General features: G+C 70.3%; 23 protein-coding genes. 11 read left to right on the forward strand and 12 right to left on the reverse strand.

Features of this window, described 5'->3' with window-relative positions; translation table 11 throughout:
* Positions 1 to 45: 45 nt before the first annotated feature.
* On the reverse strand, positions 46 to 768 hold the full coding sequence (locus FM051_RS12310; RefSeq protein WP_158843055.1) for a class I SAM-dependent methyltransferase: 723 nt from the start codon (positions 766 to 768) through the stop codon (positions 46 to 48).
* A gap of 34 nt (positions 769 to 802) precedes the next feature.
* Between FM051_RS12310 and FM051_RS12315 the strand changes: the two genes are divergently transcribed.
* From FM051_RS12315 to FM051_RS12330, 4 genes are all read left to right on the forward strand, one after another.
* Positions 803 to 1,639, forward strand: a complete 837-nt coding sequence (locus FM051_RS12315) for a ParA family protein (RefSeq protein ID WP_158843056.1) — start codon at positions 803 to 805, stop codon at positions 1,637 to 1,639.
* A 94-nt stretch (positions 1,640 to 1,733) separates the two neighbouring features.
* Complete coding sequence (locus tag FM051_RS12320; RefSeq protein WP_158843057.1) at positions 1,734 to 2,366, forward strand: LysE family translocator; 633 nt, start codon at positions 1,734 to 1,736, stop codon at positions 2,364 to 2,366.
* A complete protein-coding gene (locus tag FM051_RS12325; RefSeq protein WP_158843058.1) occupies positions 2,353 to 3,147 on the forward strand; it encodes a DNA-formamidopyrimidine glycosylase family protein in 795 nt (264 codons plus the stop codon). The genes FM051_RS12320 and FM051_RS12325 overlap by 14 nt, the downstream gene beginning before the upstream one ends.
* Before the next feature lie 10 nt (positions 3,148 to 3,157).
* Positions 3,158 to 4,180 (forward strand): quinone-dependent dihydroorotate dehydrogenase, encoded by a 1,023-nt coding sequence (locus FM051_RS12330; RefSeq protein ID WP_158843059.1) that lies wholly within the window; start codon positions 3,158 to 3,160, stop codon positions 4,178 to 4,180.
* Between the two features lie 36 nt (positions 4,181 to 4,216).
* On the opposite strand, the gene FM051_RS12335 is transcribed toward FM051_RS12330, so the two are convergent.
* Positions 4,217 to 4,612, reverse strand: coding sequence for a MarR family winged helix-turn-helix transcriptional regulator (locus FM051_RS12335; RefSeq protein ID WP_158843467.1), 396 nt, complete (start codon positions 4,610 to 4,612; stop codon positions 4,217 to 4,219).
* A gap of 142 nt (positions 4,613 to 4,754) precedes the next feature.
* Between FM051_RS12335 and FM051_RS12340 the strand changes: the two genes are divergently transcribed.
* On the forward strand, positions 4,755 to 5,525 hold the full coding sequence (locus tag FM051_RS12340) for a nitroreductase/quinone reductase family protein (protein WP_238412384.1): 771 nt from the start codon (positions 4,755 to 4,757) through the stop codon (positions 5,523 to 5,525).
* Here FM051_RS12340 and FM051_RS12345 read toward each other — a convergent pair.
* From FM051_RS12345 to FM051_RS12385, 9 genes are all read right to left on the reverse strand, one after another.
* The gene (locus FM051_RS12345) at positions 5,522 to 6,796 is read right to left on the reverse strand and encodes a uracil-xanthine permease family protein (protein ID WP_158843061.1); all 1,275 of its coding nucleotides are present in this window, start codon (positions 6,794 to 6,796) and stop codon (positions 5,522 to 5,524) included. The genes FM051_RS12340 and FM051_RS12345 overlap by 4 nt on opposite strands.
* A gap of 261 nt (positions 6,797 to 7,057) precedes the next feature.
* Complete coding sequence (pspM, locus tag FM051_RS12350; RefSeq protein ID WP_158843062.1) at positions 7,058 to 7,837, reverse strand: phage shock envelope stress response protein PspM; 780 nt, start codon at positions 7,835 to 7,837, stop codon at positions 7,058 to 7,060.
* A gap of 16 nt (positions 7,838 to 7,853) precedes the next feature.
* A complete protein-coding gene (locus FM051_RS12355) occupies positions 7,854 to 8,717 on the reverse strand; it encodes a PspA/IM30 family protein (protein ID WP_158843063.1) in 864 nt (287 codons plus the stop codon).
* 333 nt (positions 8,718 to 9,050) lie between these two features.
* Positions 9,051 to 9,476: a helix-turn-helix domain-containing protein gene (locus tag FM051_RS12360; protein ID WP_158843064.1), complete on the reverse strand. Its 426-nt coding sequence runs from the start codon at positions 9,474 to 9,476 to the stop codon at positions 9,051 to 9,053.
* 156 nt (positions 9,477 to 9,632) lie between these two features.
* The gene (locus tag FM051_RS12365) at positions 9,633 to 10,106 is read right to left on the reverse strand and encodes a CinA family protein (RefSeq protein WP_158843065.1); all 474 of its coding nucleotides are present in this window, start codon (positions 10,104 to 10,106) and stop codon (positions 9,633 to 9,635) included.
* Positions 10,103 to 10,636: a CDP-diacylglycerol--glycerol-3-phosphate 3-phosphatidyltransferase gene (gene pgsA / locus FM051_RS12370; protein ID WP_238412385.1), complete on the reverse strand. Its 534-nt coding sequence runs from the start codon at positions 10,634 to 10,636 to the stop codon at positions 10,103 to 10,105. The genes FM051_RS12365 and pgsA overlap by 4 nt, the downstream gene beginning before the upstream one ends.
* A 47-nt stretch (positions 10,637 to 10,683) precedes the next feature.
* Positions 10,684 to 12,093, reverse strand: coding sequence for a 30S ribosomal protein S12 methylthiotransferase RimO (gene rimO, locus FM051_RS12375; RefSeq protein WP_158843067.1), 1,410 nt, complete (start codon positions 12,091 to 12,093; stop codon positions 10,684 to 10,686).
* A gap of 50 nt (positions 12,094 to 12,143) precedes the next feature.
* Positions 12,144 to 12,677 (reverse strand): RloB family protein, encoded by a 534-nt coding sequence (locus tag FM051_RS12380; RefSeq protein WP_158843068.1) that lies wholly within the window; start codon positions 12,675 to 12,677, stop codon positions 12,144 to 12,146.
* A 25-nt stretch (positions 12,678 to 12,702) separates the two neighbouring features.
* The gene (locus FM051_RS12385; RefSeq protein WP_158843069.1) at positions 12,703 to 14,106 is read right to left on the reverse strand and encodes an AAA family ATPase; all 1,404 of its coding nucleotides are present in this window, start codon (positions 14,104 to 14,106) and stop codon (positions 12,703 to 12,705) included.
* 159 nt (positions 14,107 to 14,265) lie between these two features.
* Here FM051_RS12385 and FM051_RS12390 point away from each other — a divergent pair, with 159 nt between their 5' ends.
* The 6 genes from FM051_RS12390 to FM051_RS12415 all read left to right on the forward strand — a co-directional run bounded on the left by FM051_RS12390 (position 14,266) and on the right by FM051_RS12415 (position 17,343).
* Positions 14,266 to 14,766, forward strand: coding sequence for an amino-acid N-acetyltransferase (locus tag FM051_RS12390; protein WP_158843070.1), 501 nt, complete (start codon positions 14,266 to 14,268; stop codon positions 14,764 to 14,766).
* 63 nt (positions 14,767 to 14,829) lie between these two features.
* Complete coding sequence (locus tag FM051_RS12395; RefSeq protein ID WP_158843071.1) at positions 14,830 to 15,681, forward strand: MerR family transcriptional regulator; 852 nt, start codon at positions 14,830 to 14,832, stop codon at positions 15,679 to 15,681.
* The gene (locus FM051_RS12400) at positions 15,678 to 16,010 is read left to right on the forward strand and encodes a hypothetical protein (protein ID WP_158843072.1); all 333 of its coding nucleotides are present in this window, start codon (positions 15,678 to 15,680) and stop codon (positions 16,008 to 16,010) included. Before FM051_RS12395 ends, FM051_RS12400 begins: the two co-directional genes overlap by 4 nt.
* A complete protein-coding gene (locus FM051_RS12405) occupies positions 16,007 to 16,264 on the forward strand; it encodes a hypothetical protein (RefSeq protein WP_158843073.1) in 258 nt (85 codons plus the stop codon). The genes FM051_RS12400 and FM051_RS12405 overlap by 4 nt, the downstream gene beginning before the upstream one ends.
* Positions 16,265 to 16,272: 8 nt before the next feature.
* Positions 16,273 to 16,827 (forward strand): nitroreductase family protein, encoded by a 555-nt coding sequence (locus FM051_RS12410; protein ID WP_158843074.1) that lies wholly within the window; start codon positions 16,273 to 16,275, stop codon positions 16,825 to 16,827.
* An 84-nt stretch (positions 16,828 to 16,911) separates the two neighbouring features.
* Complete coding sequence (locus FM051_RS12415) at positions 16,912 to 17,343, forward strand: phospholipase (RefSeq protein WP_162470701.1); 432 nt, start codon at positions 16,912 to 16,914, stop codon at positions 17,341 to 17,343.
* Between the two features lie 190 nt (positions 17,344 to 17,533).
* Here FM051_RS12415 and FM051_RS12420 read toward each other — a convergent pair whose 3' ends face one another.
* Positions 17,534 to 20,005 carry a DNA translocase FtsK gene (locus tag FM051_RS12420; RefSeq protein ID WP_158843075.1) on the reverse strand — a complete coding sequence of 824 codons (2,472 nt, stop codon included), beginning with the start codon at positions 20,003 to 20,005 and terminating at the stop codon, positions 17,534 to 17,536.
* Positions 20,006 to 20,106 lie beyond the last annotated feature (101 nt).

Here is a 20,106-nt window from a genome sequence, read left to right on the forward strand (position 1 = left end):
GAGGTCCTCTGCGGTAGGCGGCGGAACCTCCGTTCTACCGCACTCTCAGGCCGGCTTGCGCCCCAACAAGTGCAACCGGGCGGCCACGTCGCGCAGCGGCGGGCGGGTCGACGCGGCCAGTTCCAGCTCGGCCAGCGCCTCGGCCGCGCCCGGATTGGCCTCCAGCACCGCGCCCGGCACCAGGTCCGACACCACGCCGTGGCCCTGGACCAGCTCCACCTTCAGGCCCGCGGCCAGCACCAACGCCTCCAGCCCGGCCACGTCGAAGCGGCGCAGCAGCGGGTCGCGGGTGCCGACGAGCTGGCCCGCCTCGTCGTCCAGCAGCCGCCGGGCGTCGACCAGGCGTCCGGCGATCGCCCGGTGCAGCACGGCCGCGTACCGGTTCGCCACCAGCAGGGACACCGCGCCGCCCGGAGCCGCCGCGGCGGCGAGCGCGGCCAACGCGGCACCGGCGTCGTCCACGACCTCCAGCAGCCCGTGCCCGAGCACCAGGTCGGCCGAGCCGTCCCGGTCCAACGCGTCGGTGTCGCCCTGGACGGCCGTGATGCGGTCCAGCACGCCCTCGTCGGCCGCACGGCGGTGCAGCGTGGCCAGCGCGTCCGGGCTGGGGTCGACCACCGTCACCGTGCACCCGGCCACCGCGAGTGGCACGGCCCACACGCCGCTGCCCCCGCCGACGTCGAGCACCCGCGGCGGTTCACCGCCCCGGCGGTCCCGCGCGGCGGCCAGCTCGGCGTCGAGCACCCTGTGTACGGCGTCCGGTCGCATAGACGTAGAGCCTAGAGACCGTAGGCTGCACTACGTGCATACGGTCGCGGTCCTCAGCCTCAAGGGTGGAGTGGGTAAGACGACGGTCGCGCTCGGTCTGGCGTCGGCCGCGCTGCGGCGTGGTGTCCGGACGCTGGTCATCGACCTGGATCCACAGTGCAACGCCACCTCGACGCTCGAACCCGACGACACCGAGGCCAGCATCTACGACGTCCTGCAGGACCCGAGCGAGGACACGCTGCGCAAGGCGATCGCGCCCAGCGCGTGGGGCGACGGGGTGGACGTGCTGGCGGGGTCCGAGGACGCCGAGTCGCTGAACCACCCCGATCCCGGCGAGACCAGGCTCGGCCGGCTGCGCGAGGCGTTGCGGCTGCTCCGGGACGACGAGGAGCCCTACCAGCTGGTGCTGCTGGACTGCCCGCCGTCGCTGGGTCAGCTGACCCGGTCGGCGCTGGTCGCGGCGGACCGGGCGCTGCTGGTGACCGAGCCCACGATGTTCGCGGTGGCGGGCGTGCAGCGGGCGTTCGAGGCGGTGCAGGCCGAGCGCGAGCACAACGAGGAGTTGCAGCCGCTGGGCGTGGTGGTGAACCGGGTGCGGCCGAGGTCGCACGAGCACCAGTTCCGCATCGACGAGCTGCGCGACATCTTCGGGCCGCTGGTGATGCCGGTGGCGTTGCCGGACCGGCTGGCGGTGCAGCAGGCGCAGGGCGCGTGCATGCCGATCCACGAGTGGGGCACGCCGGGCGCGCGTGAGGTGGCGCTGGCGTTCAACCTGCTGTTGGCGCGGATACTGCGGATCAGCCGCAGTCGACGCCGTGCCGTGCACCACGACTTCGACGACCAGGAGATCGAGGAAGCGGTGGACGCGTGAGCAAGCTCGCAGCCGAATCGTTCAACACCGGATCATCCGGTTTCGACACAGTGCTTCGTGCTCTTGCCACGCCGAGCGCCGGCGAGGTGTGCGCGTGAGCACGACCGCCCTGGTCGCGTTCACCGTCGCGGCGCTCCTGCTGACCATCACGCCCGGTCTGGACACCATGATGCTGTTGCGCATGGTGCTCGGCGGCGGGCGCGGGGCCGGGCTGGTCGGCGGGTTCGGCACCACGCTGGGCTGCCTGGTGTGGGGCGCGGCGAGCATCGCCGGGTTGACCGCGCTGCTGGTGGCGTCGCAGGTCGCCTACGACGTCGTGCGGTACGCGGGCGCGGCGTACCTGCTCTGGCTGGGCGGGTCGGCGCTGTGGAAGTCGTGGCGCGGGACCCTGGACAAGCCGTCCGACGCGCCGTCGATCACGCCGGGTCAGGCGTTGCGGATCGGGTTCACCACGAACCTGCTCAACCCCAAGATCGGCGTGTTCTACCTGAGCCTGCTCCCCCAGTTCCTGCCCGCCGACCAGACGTCGGCCGGGTGGGGCGCGCTGCTGATCGGCATCCACGTGGGCATCGGCCAGGTGTGGCAGATCGTCGTGGTGTGGCTGGCCGGGCGGGCGGCGGTGGTGCTGACCAGGCCGAGGGTGCGGCGGTGGACCGAGCGGCTGACCGCGTCCGTGCTGGTCGCGTTCGGTCTGAAGGTGGCTTTCGACAGCGGTGCCCGAGGGTGACACGGTCTTCCTGGCCGGACACCGCCTGAACGAGGCGCTGGCCGGGCGCCGGCTGCTGCGCGGTGAGCTCCGCCACCCCGAGTGGGCCAACGCCGACCTGAGCGGGCGGGACGTGCTGGAGGTGCGTTCGGTCGGCAAGCACCTGTTCACCCGGTTCTCCGGTGGCCTGAGCCTGCACAGCCACTTCCGGATGGACGGCGCGTGGCACCTCTACCGGCCGGGCGAGCGCTGGCGGCGGCCGAATCACCAGGTGCGGGCGTTGTTGGAGGTGCCGGACCGGGTCGCGGTGGGGTTCGCGCTGCACGACCTCGAACTGCTGCCGACCGACGAGGAGTCGCGGCTCGTCGGGCACCTGGGGCCGGACCTGCTGGGCGACTGGGACGACGAACGGGCGGCCGAGGCGGTCGCCAGGCTCGCGGCGGACCCGGACCGCGAACTGGGCCTGGCGCTGCTCGACCAGCGGGTCGTGGCTGGCGTGGGGAACCTCTACAAGGCCGAGGTGTGCTTCCTGCTGGGCGTCTCGCCGTGGAGCCCGGTGTCGGCCGTCGACCCGGCGGAGGCGGTGCGGCTGGCGCGCAAGCTCCTGCTCGCCAACGCCTGGCACCCGGAGCAGAGCACCACCGGGCTGATGGGCCGCGGACGGCAGCACTGGGTGTTCGAACGGGGCGGTAAACCGTGCCTGCGCTGCGGGACCAGGGTGCGGGTCGGCGGGCAGGGCGCGGGCGTGCTGGAGCGCCCCGCGTACTGGTGCCCGCGCTGCCAGCCAGGGCCGATCGCTTAGGGTTACCGCCGTGGTCTACAAGAGCGTGGTGCGCAAGGCGTTGTTCCGGATGCACGGCGGAGACGCGGAGCGGGTCCACGAGACCACCCTCGCCGTCCTGGAGAAGCTGAGCCCGGCGGCCAGGCTCGTGAAGCGCAAGCCCGCGCTGGAACGCACCGTCTTCGGCGTGCGGTTCCCCAACCCGGTCGGCCTCGCCGCCGGACTGGACAAGAACGGTCGGGCGCTGCCCGCGTGGGGCGCGCTGGGGTTCGGGTTCGTCGAGGTCGGCACGGTCACCCGGCACCCGCAGCCGGGCAACCCGAAGCCGCGCCTGTTCCGGCTGCGCGACAGCGAGGCGATCATCAACCGGATGGGCTTCAACAACGACGGCGCGCTGGAGCTGGCCAACCGGCTGGACCGCCTGGGCCCGTTGGCCGTGCCGCTGGGCATCAGCCTGGGCAAGTCCAAGATCACGCCGGTCGAGGACGCGGTGGAGGACTACCGGACGTCCCTGCGGGCGCTCTACCGGCACGGCGACTACTTCGCGATCAACATCAGCTCGCCCAACACGCCCGGCCTGCGCAGCCTGCAGGACCGCGGCGCGTTGACCGAGCTGCTGTCCGCGCTCAACGCCACCGCGCACGACCTGGCCGGGTCGAAGCCGCGCAAGCCGATCCTGGTCAAGATCGCGCCCGACCTGACCGACGAGGCGATCGCCGAACTGCTGGAGGTGTGCGCCGCGCACGAGGTCAGCGGCCTGATCGCGACCAACACCACGCTGTCCCGCGACGGTCTGGCCCCGGCCGACCAGCGGCTCGCGCACGAGGCGGGCGGGCTGAGCGGCAGGCCGCTGACCGAACGCGCCCGCGAGGTGGTGCGGTTCGTCAGCCGGGAGACCGACGGCCGGCTGCCGATCATCGGCGTCGGCGGGATCGCCGGCCCGGACGACGCCAAGCGGATGCTGGACGCGGGCGCGAGCCTGATCCAGATCTACACCGGGTTCATCTTCGAGGGCCCCGGCCTGGTCCGGCGCATCAACAAGTCACTCGTCTAGGCGGGCCGTCCAGGCGGGCGTCAGTCTTCCAACGCGTCAGTCTTCCAGCGCGTCCTCGTACGCCTTCAACGTCTCCACGAACATCCGCCGCTGGTCGGGCGTCAACGGCTCCAACGCCGTCCGCCACGCCCGCGCGCCCCTGGCCAGCCACGCGTCGATCGAGGGCCGCTTGGCGTCGGTGATGCTCACGATCCGCTTGCGGCGGTCCTCGTCGTCCTCACGGCGTTCCAGCACGCCTTTCCGGCTCAGCTCCCCCACCATCAGGCTGACCGTCGTCGGCGCCACCTCCAGCCTCGCGGCCAGGTCGTTCACCGTCGCCGGGCCGTCGAACAGCAGGTAGGCCAGCAGCGACAGGTGCCGCGGCGCCAACGCCAGGGACTCCAGCTCCTCGGGCACCTTGATCCGCTTGGCCCGGCCGACCATGCGCGGCATGAGCAGCAGCAACGCGCGGATGGCGTCATCGGTGGTTGACACCCGGGACCCGCCTCTCTACCTTTGACATCAAAGAGACTTTGTGTTCAAAGCAAAACTGCTTTGACGGGTCAGACTAATGGGGGAACCACACGTGAACGAGATGGTCATCCAGGAGTTCCGGGCCAACGGCGGCCTGGTCGGAGGCCCCTTCGAGGGCGCGGACCTGCTGCTCATGACCACCGCCGGCGCCCGGACGGGCAAGCCGCACACCAACCCGGCGGTGTACCTGCGCGACGGCGACCGGCTGCTGGTCTTCGGCTCCAACGCGGGCGGGCCCAAGCACCCGGACTGGTACCACAACCTGCTGGCCGACCCGCAGGTCACGATCGAGATCCGGGAGAACGGCGCGATCCGGAAGCACGCCGCCCAGGCCGTGCCGCTCGAAGGTGCCGAGCGCGACCACTTCTACGAGGTCCAGTCGCGGCTCGCCCCGGCGTTCCGCGCCTACGCCGAGGCCACGACCAGGGTCATCCCCGTCGTCGCGCTGAACGTGCTCCGGCTCGACGCGGACCGGGTCAAGGCGATCGGCGTGCAGCTGCGCCGCCACCACGACGCCCTGCGGGCCGAGCTGCGCCGGTTGCGCGAGGACCCGACCACCCGCCGTGACCTGCGCGACCACTGCCTGGCGTTCTGCGACAACATGCGGATGCACCACCTGCGCGAAGAGGGCGCGTTCACCGCGTTCGAGGACCACGACCCCGCGTTGGCCCCGGTGTTCGCACGGCTCCGCGAGGAGCACCACGTGGTGGCCGGGGTGATCACCGAGATCGCCGGGCTGGCCGACGACCCGGACCGGCTGCGCCCCGAACTCGACCGGCTGGCGGAGGAGTTGGAGACGCACTTCGCCTACGAAGAGGCGCACATCGGCTAGGGCTTGCCGGTCAGGTCTTCCCGGCGGTCGACCTTGCGGGCGGCCCTGAGCCAGCGCAGCACCGGGTGCAGGATCACCACGAGCAGCGAACCCCACACCAGGCCGCCGAGCTCCATGTCGCCCAGCTCCAGGGTCAGATCGCCCACCCCGGCGACGAGGGCGGCGCCGCCGACCAGCGCGTTGCCGGGGTTGGTCAGGTCGACCCCGTTCTCCATCCACACCCGCACGCCGACCAGGCTGATCAGGCCGAACAGCACCAGGGTCGCGCCGCCGACCACACCCGCCGGGATGGTCGCCAGCGCCGCCGTCACCTTCGGTGAGAACGACATCAGCACCGCGGCCACCCCGGTCACCGCGTACGCGGCGGTGGAGAAGACCTTGGTCACGCCCATCACGCCGATGTTCTCGGAGTACGTCGCGGTGCCCGACCCGCCGCCGAAGCCCGCCAACGCGGTGGACACGCCGTTGGCGATGATCGAGTCGCCGACGTTGCCGTCGAGGTTGCGGCCGGTCAGCGCGGCGATCGCCTTCACGTGGCCGACGTTCTCCGCGACCAGCACGATCACCACCGGCAGCACCAGCAGGGTGACCGACGGCCGCAGTTCCGGCGCGTGGAACTCGGGCAGGCCGAACCAGGCGGCCCGACCGAGCGCACCCGTGTCGACCAGGCCGAGGGAGAAGCCGAGCACCCACCCGGCGACCACGCCGATCAGCACGGAGAAGCGGAAGAACGTGCCGCGGCCGAGCACGCCGCACAGCAGGATGATGCCCATCGTCACCACGGCGGGCAGCGGCTGCTGGGCGAACGAGTCGGTGGCCCGGTGCGACAGGTTGAGCCCGATCAGCACGACCACCGCACCGGTCACCACCGGCGGCATCACGGCCTCCAGCAGCCGCACGCCCAGCGCCTTCACCGCGACCCCGATGATGATCACCAGCAGGCCGGCCGCGAGCACGCCGCCGAGTTGCGCGGCGATGCCCTCGTCACGGGCGGCGGACAGCGGCGCGATGAACGCGAACGACGCGCCGAGGTAGCTGGGCACCATGTTGCGGGTGATCACCAGGAACAGGAGGGTGCCGACGCCGGAGAACAGCAGCGTGGTGCTGACCGGGAGACCGGTGGTGGCGGGAACGAGGATCGTGGCGCCGGCCATCGCGACCAGGTGTTGGGCGCCGAAGCCGATGGTGCGGGGCCAGCTCAGCCGCTCTTGCGGCGCGATGGCGTCACCGTCGATGGGGCGGCCATCACCGCGCACGGTCCACAACGCCACTCAATGACCTCCCCGGCGACCAGGACGGACCACGCTGTCCGACCAAGGGATCCTGCCACGCCAAGTAGTGGCTGCGGCTATATAACGGTCTGATAATCACACGATTGCAGCAGCGTACGCCACTACGGTTGTCAGGTCAGCCCAACTCCGCTACCCAACGTGACGTAATCGGCGTTGGTGCAGATGGCCGTGCGGGCGAACGTGCGGTTGTCCGCAGTGGACGCCCCGACGACAGGTCCCGGTGGACGACCGCGTGGCCGTTCAGCGCGACAGCTCGCGCAACGCGGACGCCAGGCCCGCCAGGTGGTCCGTCGCGTCACCCAGCACCTGCCGGGGGTTGGAGGCGGTGCTCTCGGCGAGCACCCGACCGGCCGCGGCGACCAGGCCGCAGTAGCCGTCCACACCCTCGTCCAGCTGGGCGCGCAGTCTTCGCACACCCTCGACCAGCGGCGCGCGGTCCAACGGCGGCGCGGTGTCACGCGCCCGTTCGACGGCCTGCAGCTGGTGGGAGACGGCCCGGAGCGCGGACGCGGCCTCGACGCCGGTGACGCGGGCCTGCTCGACCGAGTCGGTGGGCACGGAGGTCAACGCGGCCGAGTCGAGCTGGCGCAGCAGCTCGCGCAACGTGTCCTCGGCGTCCTCCAGCCGTTCCATCGGCTGACGTGCGGACGAGGAGCGCGAGGGCAGCGGCGCGCGCACCGGCACGGCCGCCAACTGCTGCCGCTCGGCGTTGATGCCCCGCATCCTCATGTTCGTGCGCACGGCCAGCACCGACGTGCCGGCGAACCCGAGGGCCGCGCCGACCCCGGCGGCCACGGGCAGCGCGCCGACCAGCGTGAGCGTGCCGACCACCGCGAGCAGGGCCAGCACGATCAGCCAGAAGGTGAGCACGCGGCTCGACCGGCGGTAACGCCGATCGAGCTTCGCACGCGGGTCGTTCCAGGCGGCGTACCGCCGTTTCACCTGGTCCGCGAGTTGCCCCTGGAGCTGGCCGCCGATGGCCTGGACAAGCTCGCCGGCCACCTTCCGCCGGGGATCCATCGCGGACACCACTCCCTCAGCCCTGGCTCGCGGGCGGGTTCTGCTGCACCTGCTGGGTCGGCTGGGCCTGCGTCTGCTGCACCCGCTGCTGGATCTCCTGCTGGATGCTCGCGCTCGCACTGGCAGGCTGACCGCTGGTCACCTCGCCCGCGACCTTGCCGCCCCCCATCGAGGCGCGGATCTGCTCCAACCGGGAGACGCCCGCCATCTCGGTGGTCGACTGCTGGACCTCCAGCATCCGACCCTGCACCGAGTTCTGCGCCAGCTCCGCCGAACCGAGCGCGGTGGTGTACCGCTTCTCGATCTTGTCGCGGACCTCCTCCAGCGACGGCGTGTTGCCCGGCGCGGCCAGCTCGGTCATCTGGCGCAGCGAGTTGGAGACCTGCTCCTGCATCTTCGCCTGCTCCAGCTGGCTGAGCAGCTTGGTCCGCTCGGCGAGCTTGCCCTGCAGCACCATCGCGTTGCGCTCGACGGCCTGCTTCGCCTGGGTCGCGGCCTGCAGCGCCTGGTCGTGCAGCGTCTTCAGGTCCTCGATGCTCTGCTCGGCGGTCACCAGCTGGGTCGCGAAGCCCTGCGCGGCCTGCTCGAACTGCGTCGCGCGCGGCTCGTCGCCCTTGGCGCGGGCCTCGTCGGCGAGGACGAGGGCCTGGCGTGCGGAGGCCTGGAGCTTTTCCACCTCACCGAGCTGGCGGTTGAGCTTCATCTCGAGCTGGCGCTGGTTGCCGATCACCGCGGCGGCCTGCTGCGACAGGGCCTGGTGCTGCCGCTGTGCCTCCTCGATGGCCTGCTGGATCTGCACCTTCGGGTCGGCGTGCTCGTCGATCTTGGACGAGAACGCCGCCATGAAGTACTTCCATGCCTTCACGAAAGGGTTGGCCATCTCCTACGCCTGCCTTCTCCGCACTTCCCTGGCTCGCGCTCGTGATTGGCAACGACCCGGTGCCGGTGTTGGTTCCATCGTGTCAGTTGTCCCGCGCTGCTTCCACCGACCTGGGGAGATATCCGGGTTCACCCTGAGTCACCCCCTGACTTTCGTCGGTGTGGTCAGTCGGCATGGTCATCCTGCCCGCCCGACGTCGGGGGGACGCGCCGACCCCGTGGGGGGTTGCCAAGTCGTTGCACGCTTCGCGGCGCAACACGAGACGCCCGGAAAGGGGCAAAGCCGAAAGCCGAGCCGGTAGGACCGGCTCGGCTTCGCACGGGTGCGCTCGGGTTACGCCGCCACCACCGCGTTGCGCGGCTTGCTGATCGAAGTGGACAGCCGGTGCGTGAGCACGGGCTGCAACCGCAGGTCGGACAGGTCGTTGCCGATCACCGCCGGAACCATGGTGCCGCCGTCCAGGCTCGCCGACGCGGGCGCGGCCCGTTCGGCGGTGAGCTCGGCCGGCGTCGGCACCGGCTGCTGGACCGCGCCGATGTCCGAGGCGACCAGGTGCAGCAGTTCCGACAGGGGCAGGTCCAACGCCTCACAGATCGCGGCCAACAGCTCGCTGGACGCCTCCTTGCGGCCACGCTCCACTTCGGAGAGGTACCCCAAGCTGACGCGGGCGGTCCTGGAGACCTCGCGCAGCGTGCGGCGTTGGGTGGTGCGGGCATGGCGGAGCCGATCACCGATCGCCTCGCGTAGCAGCACGGTCATCGCGCGCCTCCTTCCGGCCGGCCGTGCCCCCACGTTACCGACCCGTTCCGTCGACGGGCAGTGACTTCGGGACACGTCCGCCAAGGGCGAACGAGTGAACTCGCCGGTAAGTTCCCGCGTACGTGTTCGGGTGTGACGGGGAACGCCCTGCTCACGTCACTCGACGGGGATCTTCAGGTGGCTGCGCAGGAGGTCCAGGACGGCCGATGTCGATCTCACCCGAACTTCGTGACGGTCACCACCGAGAGTGAGCGTCTCGACGAACGAACCGGACGGACCGGACAAACCGATGTGGACTGTCCCCGGCGCGACCCCGTCCTGGGGGTCCGGTCCGGCCACTCCGGTCAGCCCGAGGCCCCACGTCGCGCCGCAGCGCTCGCGTGCGCCCTCGGCGAGCTGCCGGGCCACCTCGGGGTGCACCGCGCCGTGCTCGGCCAGCAGCGTCGCGTCCACGCCCGCGAGCGTGTGCTTGAGGTCCGTCGCGTAGACCACGAGCCCGCCGCGCACCACGGCGCTTGAGCCCGGCACGTCCGTCAGCTCGGCGGTCACCAGGCCCGCGGTCAGCGATTCGGCGGTGGCGACCGTCTCACCGCGCTCCTTGAGCGCCCGGACGACGTCGGCGGCGCTCACGCCCCGGCCACCGCCCGCTTCCCCCGCGCCCGCAGCCGGAAGGCGCGGATCACGTAGTCGACGCCGGTGACGACGGTCAGCACCACGGCCGCGCCCATGGTGGCCACCGCGAGCGGGTCCAGCCAGGTCGGCAGCGGCAGCAGGTACAGGCCGATGGCGAGGATCTGCACGAGCGTCTTGGCCTTCCCGCCGCGGCTGGCCGGGATCACGCCGTGCCGGATGACCCAGAAGCGCAGCAGCGTCACGCCCAGCTCGCGCACCGCGATGACGACCGTCACCCACCACGGCAGCTCGCCGAGCAGGCTCAGGCCCACCAGCGCGGCGCCGGTCAGCGCCTTGTCCGCGATCGGGTCGGCGATCTTGCCGAAATCGGTGATCAGGCCGAGCTTGCGGGCCAGGTTGCCGTCCACGTGGTCGGTGACCGACGCGACGGCGAACACGCCGAACGCCGACAGCCGCCACCAGAACTCGTGGCCGCCCTCGGCGAACAGCAGGTAGAGGAACACCGGCACGAGCACCAGCCGGGACATCGTCAGCACGTTGGCGATGTTCAGCACCGGCACGCGCGCGGGTTCGGTCACCTCGGGAGCACCTCGATCGCGGATACGACCAGGTCGACACCCTCGGACGCGTCGACCCGGCAGCGCACCAGGTCGCCGACCTCGAGGCCGTCGGCGTTCGTGATGACGCACTCGCCGTCGACCTCGGGCGCCTGGTGGGCGGCGCGGCCGACGCAGTCGTTGTCGTCGTCCTCCGCGGTCTCGACCAGGACGACGACCTCGTCGCCCACGCGGTCCTCGGCGCGCTGCGAGGTCAGCTCCTCGACCAGGTTGGAGATGCGGGCGACGCGCTCGGTGATCGTGTCGGCGTCCAGCTTGTCCGGCAGGCCCTCGGCCTCGGTGCCGTCCTCGTCGGAGTAGCCGAACACGCCCACCGCGTCCAGCCGTGCGGAGGTGAGGAAGCGCTCCAGCTCGGCGACGTCCTCTTCGGTCTCGCCGGGGAAGCCGACGATGACGTTGCTGCGGATGCCGGCGTTCGGCGCGAGCGCCCGGATCTGCTCGACCAGGCCGAGGAACGACTCGGTGGACCCGAACCGCCGCATCCGGCGCAGCACGGGCTCGCTGGAGTGCTGGAAGGACATGTCGAAGTAGTCCGCGACGCCCTCGGTGGTGGCGATGGCCTTGACCAGCGTCGGCTTCGTCTCGGCCGGCTGGAGGTAGGACACGCGGACCCGGTCGATGCCGGGGACGGCGGCGAGCCTGGGCAACAGCTGCTCCAGGCCGCCCAGCTCGCGCGGCAGGTCCTTGGCGTAGGAGGTGGAGTTCTCCGAGACCAGGAACACCTCGCGGACGCCCTGCTCGGCCAGCCACATCGCTTCGGCCACCACCTCGTCGGGGTGGCGGGACACGAACGCGCCGCGGAACGACGGGATCGCGCAGAACGAGCAGCGGCGGTCGCAGCCGGAGGCGATCTTCAGGGGTGCGACGGGCGTGTCCGCCAGGCGGGTGCGCAGCACGCGCGGGCCCCAGCCGTGGCCGGGGACCTGGACGTCCTCGGCGGCCTTGGGGCGCTGCACGGGCGTGAGCGGGAGGAGGGTGCGCCGGTCGACCGGCTTGTGCGACTCGATGGCCTCACCGGCGAGGACGTCGTCCAGCCGCTCGGCGAGGTTCGCGTAGTGGTCGAAGCCGAGCACGGCGTTGGCCTCGGGCAGGCTGTCGGCCAACTCGGTGCCGTAACGCTCGGCCATGCACCCGACCGCGACCACCTTCGCGCCGCTGTCGGCGGCGGCCAGGAGCGTGTCCACGGAGTCCTTCTTGGCGGACTCCACGAAACCGCACGTGTTGACCACGACCACGTCGGCCTCGTCGTCGACCAGCTCCCAACCGCCGGCGGTGAGGCGGCCGGCGAGTTCCTCGGAGTCGACTTCGTTGCGGGCGCACCCGAGGGTCAGCATGGCGACGCGCTTGGACGTGGTGGGGGAAGACACGGTGCCCAGCGTAACCGGCGCACCGCCCCCGGTCGGCCGGCCGGGCGTCGTCAATGCCGTGGGGGTTCAGGGCAGGTACGGAGGACCGCGTCGACGAGTCGCCCGACGTCCGTGGCCGGGTTGTCGGGCCCGAGCAGTGCGGCGCGCGCTATGGCGTCCTCGATGCCCGGGTCGAACGCGGCGTAGTCGAGCTTCTTGTCGTAGGCGGGAACGTGCCGGGCGAGCAGGTCCCGGGCCGCCCGGTAGTCGGCGACGTGGGCGCGGTGGTCCGCGAAGTGCAGGAGGAGCCACAGCTCGAAACACGGGTTCGACACCGCGAGGTTGACCTTCATGCTGTCCGCGAGCCGCATTGCGAGCGGTATGTCGAAATTGTCCACATCGACCACGCACCACACGGCTTGGAACTCCTCGCGGTACTGGTCGCGCAGCTTGGCGGCGTACTTGACGAGGTTGTGCGGCGCGTCGGCCTTGCACTTCACCGTGATCGGCACCCGCCGAGCGAGCCGCAGCCCGGAGAAGTACTGACTTTCGGTCTTTTCCCCGCCGCTGACCACGAGCACGTTGTTCCTGCGCGCGGGAACCATCCGCCTCGACCGACGCTGCGAGTTCTCACGCCCTGCCATCGGCGACGCCATCCCGTACGGCGTTCACGAAGTGCTCTTCGTACACGTGCGGGACACCACCGTACTGGCCGGCAAGGTAACGCCGCTCCAGATTGTCCTCGCGGCGAGGTTTGAAATCGCTCAGCGGATGGAGAGTACTCGCACCCTTCTGGTCCTTCTCCACGAACCACACTTCGTCGCGATCCAATACCTCGTCGGCCAGCGGCGGGTGAAGCAAGGTCGCGTCGTGCGTGGTGAAGATGAGCTGACCATCCGCCACATTGGTCTCGGGATCGTTGAACAGAGCGACGAGCCGCGCGGACAGCAGGGAGTGCAGGCTGGCGTCGATCTCGTCGATCACGAGAACGCCACCCTCACGCAGCACGAGCAGCACCGCAGGGAGCAGGCCAAGCCACGACCGGGTGCCTGCTGACTCCTCGTCCAGCCGGAAGAGCTCGCTACCACGACCATGAGAAAGCCGAACCTGATGCCGCCCACGCTCGACCTCGCGCTCCAACTGATCCAGCCTGTTGCGCGAGTCGAAATACCTTTCCTGGACATGTGTTATCTCATGATGAATCGCACGACGTTCATCATCGAGTTGATCAGAGCGATGTCGACCAGCGCGTTGCCCCTCAATCGTCGCCAGCCGTTCTCGCAACCCGACAAGCAAGCGCTGATTGTGCCCAGCCTCGACCTTGTACCGATCCACCAACAAGTCCAGGCCAGCTTCCGGGTTCAAACCGATATCCGAGATACCGAAATCTGCGACAGACAACAACTCGACCAATTGATCATGCAGAGACCGATACTCGCGCAGGAAGTGCGCCACACCGGCTTCCAAGTTGGACGGTTCTCCATCCAATCGAAAGCTCAACCTCCTGGTGAACCATTGATACACCGGAACCAGAGCCGCCACATTGGATTGAGCCGCGAGACTGATGAAGAGTGCGTTCGGGCGCAGGAGTTCTTCAAGCACTTCCATCTTGAAAGTCGCGTCAGTAACGGTTTTGCCGAACTTGACATGATCGCGCGAGCGATCGAAGAGCACGCGCTTTCGCTTCTCCGGATAGCTGTAGAGCCACTCCGAGAGCACGCGCTCGTCGTCGACCTCGAAGCCGTACGTGTAGCGCACGCCGCCCTCCACGATCTCCGCGACGAAGATCGACGGCTGCTCCCTGGCGGCTGGGTCGAGCTTGAACGGTCGGCGCGGCACGCCGCCACCCGGTCGCCACTGGGCGAACGAGTCGCGTACCGCATCGGCCATGAACTTCAGCCCGTCCAGCAGGTTCGACTTCCCCGAGGCGTTGGCGCCGTAGATGGCCGCGACGGGCAGCACCTCGCGGTCCTTGGCGTACACGGGCATGAGCAAGAGCTCCTGCTCGTCGTGGAACGACCGGTGGTTGCCCATCCTGAAGCTCCGGAGCATCCGACACCTCCGACAGCGAAGTTTCGACCCGATCTCTGCCAGTAAACCGCACGAAAGCGGCCCTAGTGTTCAGTCAGGGGATATTTCACCATGTCGACCGCCGAGTAAGGCCCGCGAGCAGCGGAAGGTTACGTTGAGCGCGTGAACGACCCGATCAACGTGCGTCGCGCCCGCACCGGCGACGTGCGGGCGATGAAGGCCCTCATCGACGCGTACGCCGGCAAGGTGCTGCTGGCCAAACCGCTGGTGACGCTGTTCGAGGACATCCAGGAGTTCTGGGTCGCCGAGGAAGACGGCGAGGTCCTCGGGTGCGGCGCGCTGCACGTGCTGTGGGAGGACCTGGCGGAGATCCGCACGGTGGCCGTGTCGCCTACGGCGTTGGGGCGGGGCATCGGCCACCGGATCGTGCACCGGTTGATCGCGACCGCCCGTGAGCTGCAGTTGGAGCGGCTGTTCGTGCTCACCTTCGAGACCGACTTCTTCGGCAAGCACGGCTTCGTGGAGATCGACGGCACGCCGGTGTCCTCCGAGGTCTACGAGGAGATCATGCGGTCGGCCGACGAGGGTGTTGCCGAGTTCCTCGACCTCTCGTACGTGAAGCCGAACACCCTGGGCAACACGCGCATGCTCCTACACCTGTAACTATTCGAGTAAACACTCGAAGAGTCTTGACTCAGCGAAAGCCGACCCGTCAGGATCGGCGTCGTGGAGCAGTTGACGGTCGACGAGCTGGCGGTCCGGGTGGGCCTGCCCGGCAGCACCATCCGCATGTACCAGACCAAAGGCGTGCTGCACCCGCCGCGCCGGCAGGGCCGCGTCGCCTACTACGACGCCTCCCACCTGGAACGCCTCACCCTCGTCCAACGCCTCCAGTCGCGCGGCTTCTCGCTGCCCGCCATCGCCGAACTGGTGCGGGCGCGCGAGAAGGGCGCGAGCGTCGCGGCGGTGCTGGGCGTCGGCGAGGCGGAAGGCCCGGACGACTGGGTCCGGATCAAGGTCCGCGACATCAGCCGACTCGTGCCGCTGGGCGACGTCCGGCCGCGCGTCCTGCGCCGCGCCGTCCAGCTCGGCCTGGTCCGCTGGCGGCACGGCTGGCCGCACGTCCGCCGCTGGGCGCTGGAGGCGGGCAACCGGCTCGCCGCGCTGAGCGTCCCCAGTGACGACGTGCTGGACAAATTCGCCAACCTCCGCACGGCCACCGACGCCATCGCGGCCGACTTCGTCGAGGTGTTCGAACGCCGGCTGTGGCCGCAACTGGCCGACAACGCGGACCAGGACGACCAACTCGACCGGATGCGCGCACTCCTCGTGGAGCTGACCTACACCGCCGAGACGGTGGTCATCGGCACGCTGCGCGAGTCCATCCGGGAGGCCGCCGAGGAGTTCGCCCGCCGCCACCAACTCCTGCCGAGCGACGACTTCCAGCCCGCCTGGGTGGAGGAACCGGTGCCCATCGCCGAACGTCTCATCGAGACCGAAGAGGACGAGATCCCCGACGAACCGACCATCCAGCGGTTCCTCGACCGGGGGGACGACCACGACGAGCCGGTCGGATGACCGCCCTCGTGCCGGACCCGGCCTGGCGCGCCCAGGTGCAGGACGAAGGCCTGGTCGTGCACGCCGGGGCGGATCTCGCGTACCTCCTCTCTGATGTGCCCAGTGCCGAAGCACAAGTGTCGGTCGGGTTGTTCGAGCCGGTACGGAGGGGTTCGGCTCGCCCACTCGACCCGGAACGGCTCAGCGCGCCGGTCCCTGCGCACCTGCCGCAGCTCCGGTCGCTGGGCGCCGCTGCGCCCGGCGGGCCTACCCGTGCCGGACAAGCCGCTGAACTCGGCACTGCCGGATGGCAGGTCCGCCGCTTCTACGTGCGGAGGGCGGCGGCGTGATCGCGCTCATCGGCGGGCTGGTCGGCCTGTGCGCGGGGTACCGGTACGACCGCTCGATCGGCAGGCACCCGATGCGGTCCGGGGTGAAGCGGTTCGTGTTCTGGGTGCTGTTCCTCGTCGTGGACTGCCTGGTGGTGGTGTCCGCGTTCACGCTCGCGGGCCCGCTGGTGGCGCTGGTGGCGTTCGGGTACGTGCTGGCGGCGGGCGTGATCGGGCCGTGGGTGACGGACTACTACCGCAGACGCGCGACGTGATCACGCCGGTGCCGCACACTCTGTCCGATGTGGACTTTCCCGGCTTCGCCGCCGTGCCCGAGCCGTTCGCGACCGGCGGCACGCCGCCGCGCGCAGTCCACTGGAGACGGTCACCGAACCGGACGGCGACGGCGCGTGCCGGCGGCTGGACGAGTTCAGCCTCCACACGCCGGAACAGCGGCGGCCGTTGGCCTGCGGCGCGTGCGCGTCCTGTCCCCGACCTCACGCCGCTGCACGCCGTGCAGGACGTCGGGCCGTCACCGGACTGGGTGCGGCTGCGCGAAGTCCTCGCCGCCGACGCCGAACCCGAGCTGGTGCCGGCGCTCGTCCTGGTGGACCAGCCGGTGTTGGGCGAGTACGGGCAGCGCGGTGGACTGTTCGGCCTGCTCGAAGCGGGCGCGGCGGCCCAGTCTGTCTGCCTCCGGATGGCCCAGCAGCGGCTCGGCGGGTACCTGATCGGCGGTGCGGCGGACGCCGATGTGTTGGCGCTGCTGGGACTGCGGGGCCGGCCGGTGCGGTTGGCGGCGGTGGTCGCCGGTGGTCGGACGTTCACCCGTCGTTGACGCGGTATGAGCCGATTGGGGCTGTCGGCCGTTGATCGCGGGCAGGTATGAACCCCTCAAGCCCGAAAACGAGGGGGAAGAACAGTGCTCGCGAAATCCCTGCGCAACACGTTCGCCGTGGTAGTCGCCTCGCTCGCCCTGCTGGTCGGAGCCGGTACCGGTCAGGCGGCCATCAACGCGCCCGCCGTCACCGACGACTACATGTTCAGCAAGACCCTGTCGCAGTTCAGCTCGCTCCGGTCGCAGACGCCGTACAGCGACCAGCTCGACTGGTCGTCGGACGGCTGCTCGTGGTCGCCGGACAACCCGTTCGGGTTCAAGTTCCTGCCGGCCTGCCACCGGCACGACTTCGGCTACCGCAACTACAAGCGGCAGGGCCGGTTCACCGAGTCGACCCGGCTGACGATCGACAACAAGTTCAAGTCCGACATGTACAACCAGTGCGCCGGCAACTGGGCGTGCAACCGGACGGCCGACCTGTACTACCAGGCCGTGCGGGAGTTCGGCGCGAGCTGACGCCCTCGCACACGCTTCCCTGCGAACGGAACCGAGGATCTCCGACCGCACGGCAGGACGCTCGGCAGGGGTTCTCGCCCGGTGGCGAGGACCCCTGCTTTGGAGGTCGCGGTGCCCAAGGGCCGCAAGTTCCTCCGACTCCGGGCAACGCGCGATCCGTCCCCGGTGACCCGCGCGTGGTCACCGGAGGTCAGTCGTCGTCTTCCGCGGGTTCCCCGCCGCCGCCACCCCGGATGAGGTAGACGACCGAGTCGAGTTCGTCCGGCTTGATCAGGACCTCACGTGCCTTCGAACCCTCGGACGGGCCGACGACGCCGCGCGTCTCCAGCAGGTCCATCAGCCGCCCGGCCTTGGCGAAACCCACCCGCAGCTTGCGCTGCAGCATGGACGTCGAGCCGAACTGCGAGGTGACGATCAGCTCGGCCGCCTGGATCAGCAGCTCCAGGTCGTCACCGATGTCGGCGTCGACTTCCTTCTTCTCGGACGCCTTCGCCGCCGTCACACCATCGGTGTACTCGGGCTGCGCCTGGTCCTTGGTGAAGTTGACGATCTCCGAGATCTCGTCGTCCCCGACGTACGCGCCCTGGACGCGCACCGGCTTCGAGGCGCCCATCGGCAGGTACAGGCCGTCGCCCATGCCGATCAGCTTCTCCGCGCCCGGCTGGTCCAGGATGACCCGCGAGTCGGTCAACGACGACGTGGCGAACGCCAGCCGCGACGGCACGTTCGTCTTGATCAGGCCGGTCACCACGTCCACCGACGGCCGCTGCGTCGCCAGCACCAGGTGGATGCCCGCCGCACGCGCCTTCTGGGTGATCCGGACGATCGCGTCCTCGACGTCGCGCGGCGCGGTCATCATCAGGTCGGCCAGCTCGTCCACGATCGCCATGATGTACGGGTACGGCCGGTAGACGCGTTCGCTGCCCGGCGGCGCGGTGATCTCACCCGACTTCACCTTGCGGTTGAAGTCGTCGATGTGCCGAACCCGGTTGACCTGCATGTCCTGGTAGCGCTGCTCCATCTCCTCGACCAGCCAGGCCAGCGCGGCGGCGGCCTTCTTCGGCTGGGTGATGATGGGCGTGATCAGGTGCGGGATGCCCTCGTACGGCGTCAGCTCGACCATCTTCGGGTCGATCAGGATCATCCGGACCTCGTCCGGGGTGGCCCGCGCCAACAGCGACACCAGCATCGAGTTCACGAAGCTCGACTTGCCGGAACCCGTGGAGCCCGCGACCAGCAGGTGCGGCATCTTGGTCAGGTTCGCGGTGACGAAGTGGCCCTCGATGTCCTTGCCCAGCCCGATCACCATCGGGTGGTTGTCCTTGACCGTGGACGGCGAGCGCAGCACGTCGCCCAGCCGCACCATCTCGCGGTCGCTGTTGGGCACCTCGATGCCGACGGCGGACTTGCCGGGGATCGGCGCCAGCAGCCGGACGTTGTCGGTGGCCACCGCGTAGGCGATGTTCTTGGTCAGCGCGGTGATCTTCTCGACCTTCACGCCCGGACCCAGCTCCACCTCGTACCGGGTGACCGTCGGGCCGCGGGTGAAGCCGGTGACCTGCGCGTCGATGGAGAACTGGTCGAGCACGCCGCTGATGGCCTCGATCATCAGGTCGTTGGCCTTGCTGCGGGCCTTCGGCGCGTCGCCGTCCTTGAGGATCGTCGGCGGCGGCAGCCGGTAGTCGCCCTCGACGGCGCGCACGGCGATCGTGTCGGTCTTCGTGTCGGTCTTCGCGGTGTCCGGAGTCGCCTTGGGCTTCGGCGCGGGCTTCACGGGCGGCGGTGGCGGCGGCTCTTCGTCCAGCGGCAGCTCGGGCTGCTGCTGCTCGTCGGCGGCGACGGCCTGGCGGCGGTTGCGGGACGGGCGGCGCAGCTTGACCGGCTTCGGCTCCGGCTCCGGCTCGGCCTCCTCGTCCTCGAAGCCGTCGAACCGGTCGGCCTTGCGGTGCAGGAGGCCGCCGAGTTTCGCGGGCACCTCGCGGATCGGCAGGTGCACCAGCAGCAGCACGCCGTAGCCGAAGACCAGCACCAGCAGCGGTCCGGCGACCCACGGCGTGAGGCCCTGGGCGAGGAAACCGCCGGCGAGGTAGCCGAGGGCGCCACCGGCGTCGCGGCGGGCGATCGGGTCCATCGGCAGGCCGCCGACGAGGTGGAACATGCCGAGGAAGCCGACGGTGACCAGGATCGTGCCGATGACCAGGCGCGGCCGTGCCTCGGTGTTCGGGTCGGTGCGCATGAGCGTCACGCCGACCGCCAGCAGCACCACGGGCAGGATCACCGCCGGGCCGCCGACGGAGCTGCGCACGGCGACGTCGACCCACTGGCCGACCGGTCCGCCCGCCTGCCACCACACGCCGGCGGCGGTGATCACGGCCAGCGCGATGAGCACCAGCGCCAGGCCGTCACGGCGGTGCGCCGGGTCCAGTTCCTTGCCCCGGCCGACCGCGCGGACGATCGAGCCGACACCGCGGCCGAGCAGACCCCACACCCTGCCTACGGAACCGGAGGACTTCTTCGCCGGGGCGCGTTTGGCGGGCGCGCGCTTGGCGGCCGGTTTGGCAGCGGATTTGGCGGCCGGCTTGGACGCGCTGGAGCGGGGCTTCGACCCGGATCCGGTGCTGCGGGTCGTGCCCTTGCGCGAGGTCCCAGTTCGGCCGGCCATGTGTCTACGGTAGTCCCTACAGCCCCAGCAGCCCCACTTACAGCGAGGGTCCCGCCCGCCGCGAGGTCGCGTCGGTCGTTCGTGACTCATTTTCCGGCGAT

The sequence above is a fragment of the Saccharothrix deserti genome, from assembly GCF_009769385.1.
Classification (GTDB): Bacteria; Actinomycetota; Actinomycetes; order Mycobacteriales; family Pseudonocardiaceae; genus Actinosynnema; species Actinosynnema deserti.

Bases quoted from the DNA above. Each gene is read 5' to 3' on its own strand.
- FM051_RS12340 (WP_238412384.1), top strand. From the start codon at position 4,755: ATGGTCATCCAGGAGTTCCGGGCCAACGGCGGCCTGGTCGGAGGCCCC.
- FM051_RS12385 (WP_158843069.1), bottom strand. From the start codon at position 14,106: ATGGGCAACCACCGGTCGTTCCACGACGAGCAGGAGCTCTTGCTCATG.
- FM051_RS12380 (WP_158843068.1), bottom strand. From the start codon at position 12,677: ATGGTTCCCGCGCGCAGGAACAACGTGCTCGTGGTCAGCGGCGGGGAA.
- FM051_RS12400 (WP_158843072.1), top strand. From the start codon at position 15,678: ATGACCGCCCTCGTGCCGGACCCGGCCTGGCGCGCCCAGGTGCAGGAC.
- FM051_RS12360 (WP_158843064.1), bottom strand. From the start codon at position 9,476: ATGACCGTGCTGCTACGCGAGGCGATCGGTGATCGGCTCCGCCATGCC.
- FM051_RS12355 (WP_158843063.1), bottom strand. From the start codon at position 8,717: ATGGCCAACCCTTTCGTGAAGGCATGGAAGTACTTCATGGCGGCGTTC.
- FM051_RS12420 (WP_158843075.1), bottom strand. From the start codon at position 20,005: ATGGCCGGCCGAACTGGGACCTCGCGCAAGGGCACGACCCGCAGCACC.
- pspM (WP_158843062.1), bottom strand. From the start codon at position 7,837: ATGGATCCCCGGCGGAAGGTGGCCGGCGAGCTTGTCCAGGCCATCGGC.
- pgsA (WP_238412385.1), bottom strand. From the start codon at position 10,636: ATGTCCCGGCTGGTGCTCGTGCCGGTGTTCCTCTACCTGCTGTTCGCC.
- FM051_RS12335 (WP_158843467.1), bottom strand. From the start codon at position 4,612: ATGCCGCGCATGGTCGGCCGGGCCAAGCGGATCAAGGTGCCCGAGGAG.
- FM051_RS12310 (WP_158843055.1), bottom strand. From the start codon at position 768: ATGCGACCGGACGCCGTACACAGGGTGCTCGACGCCGAGCTGGCCGCC.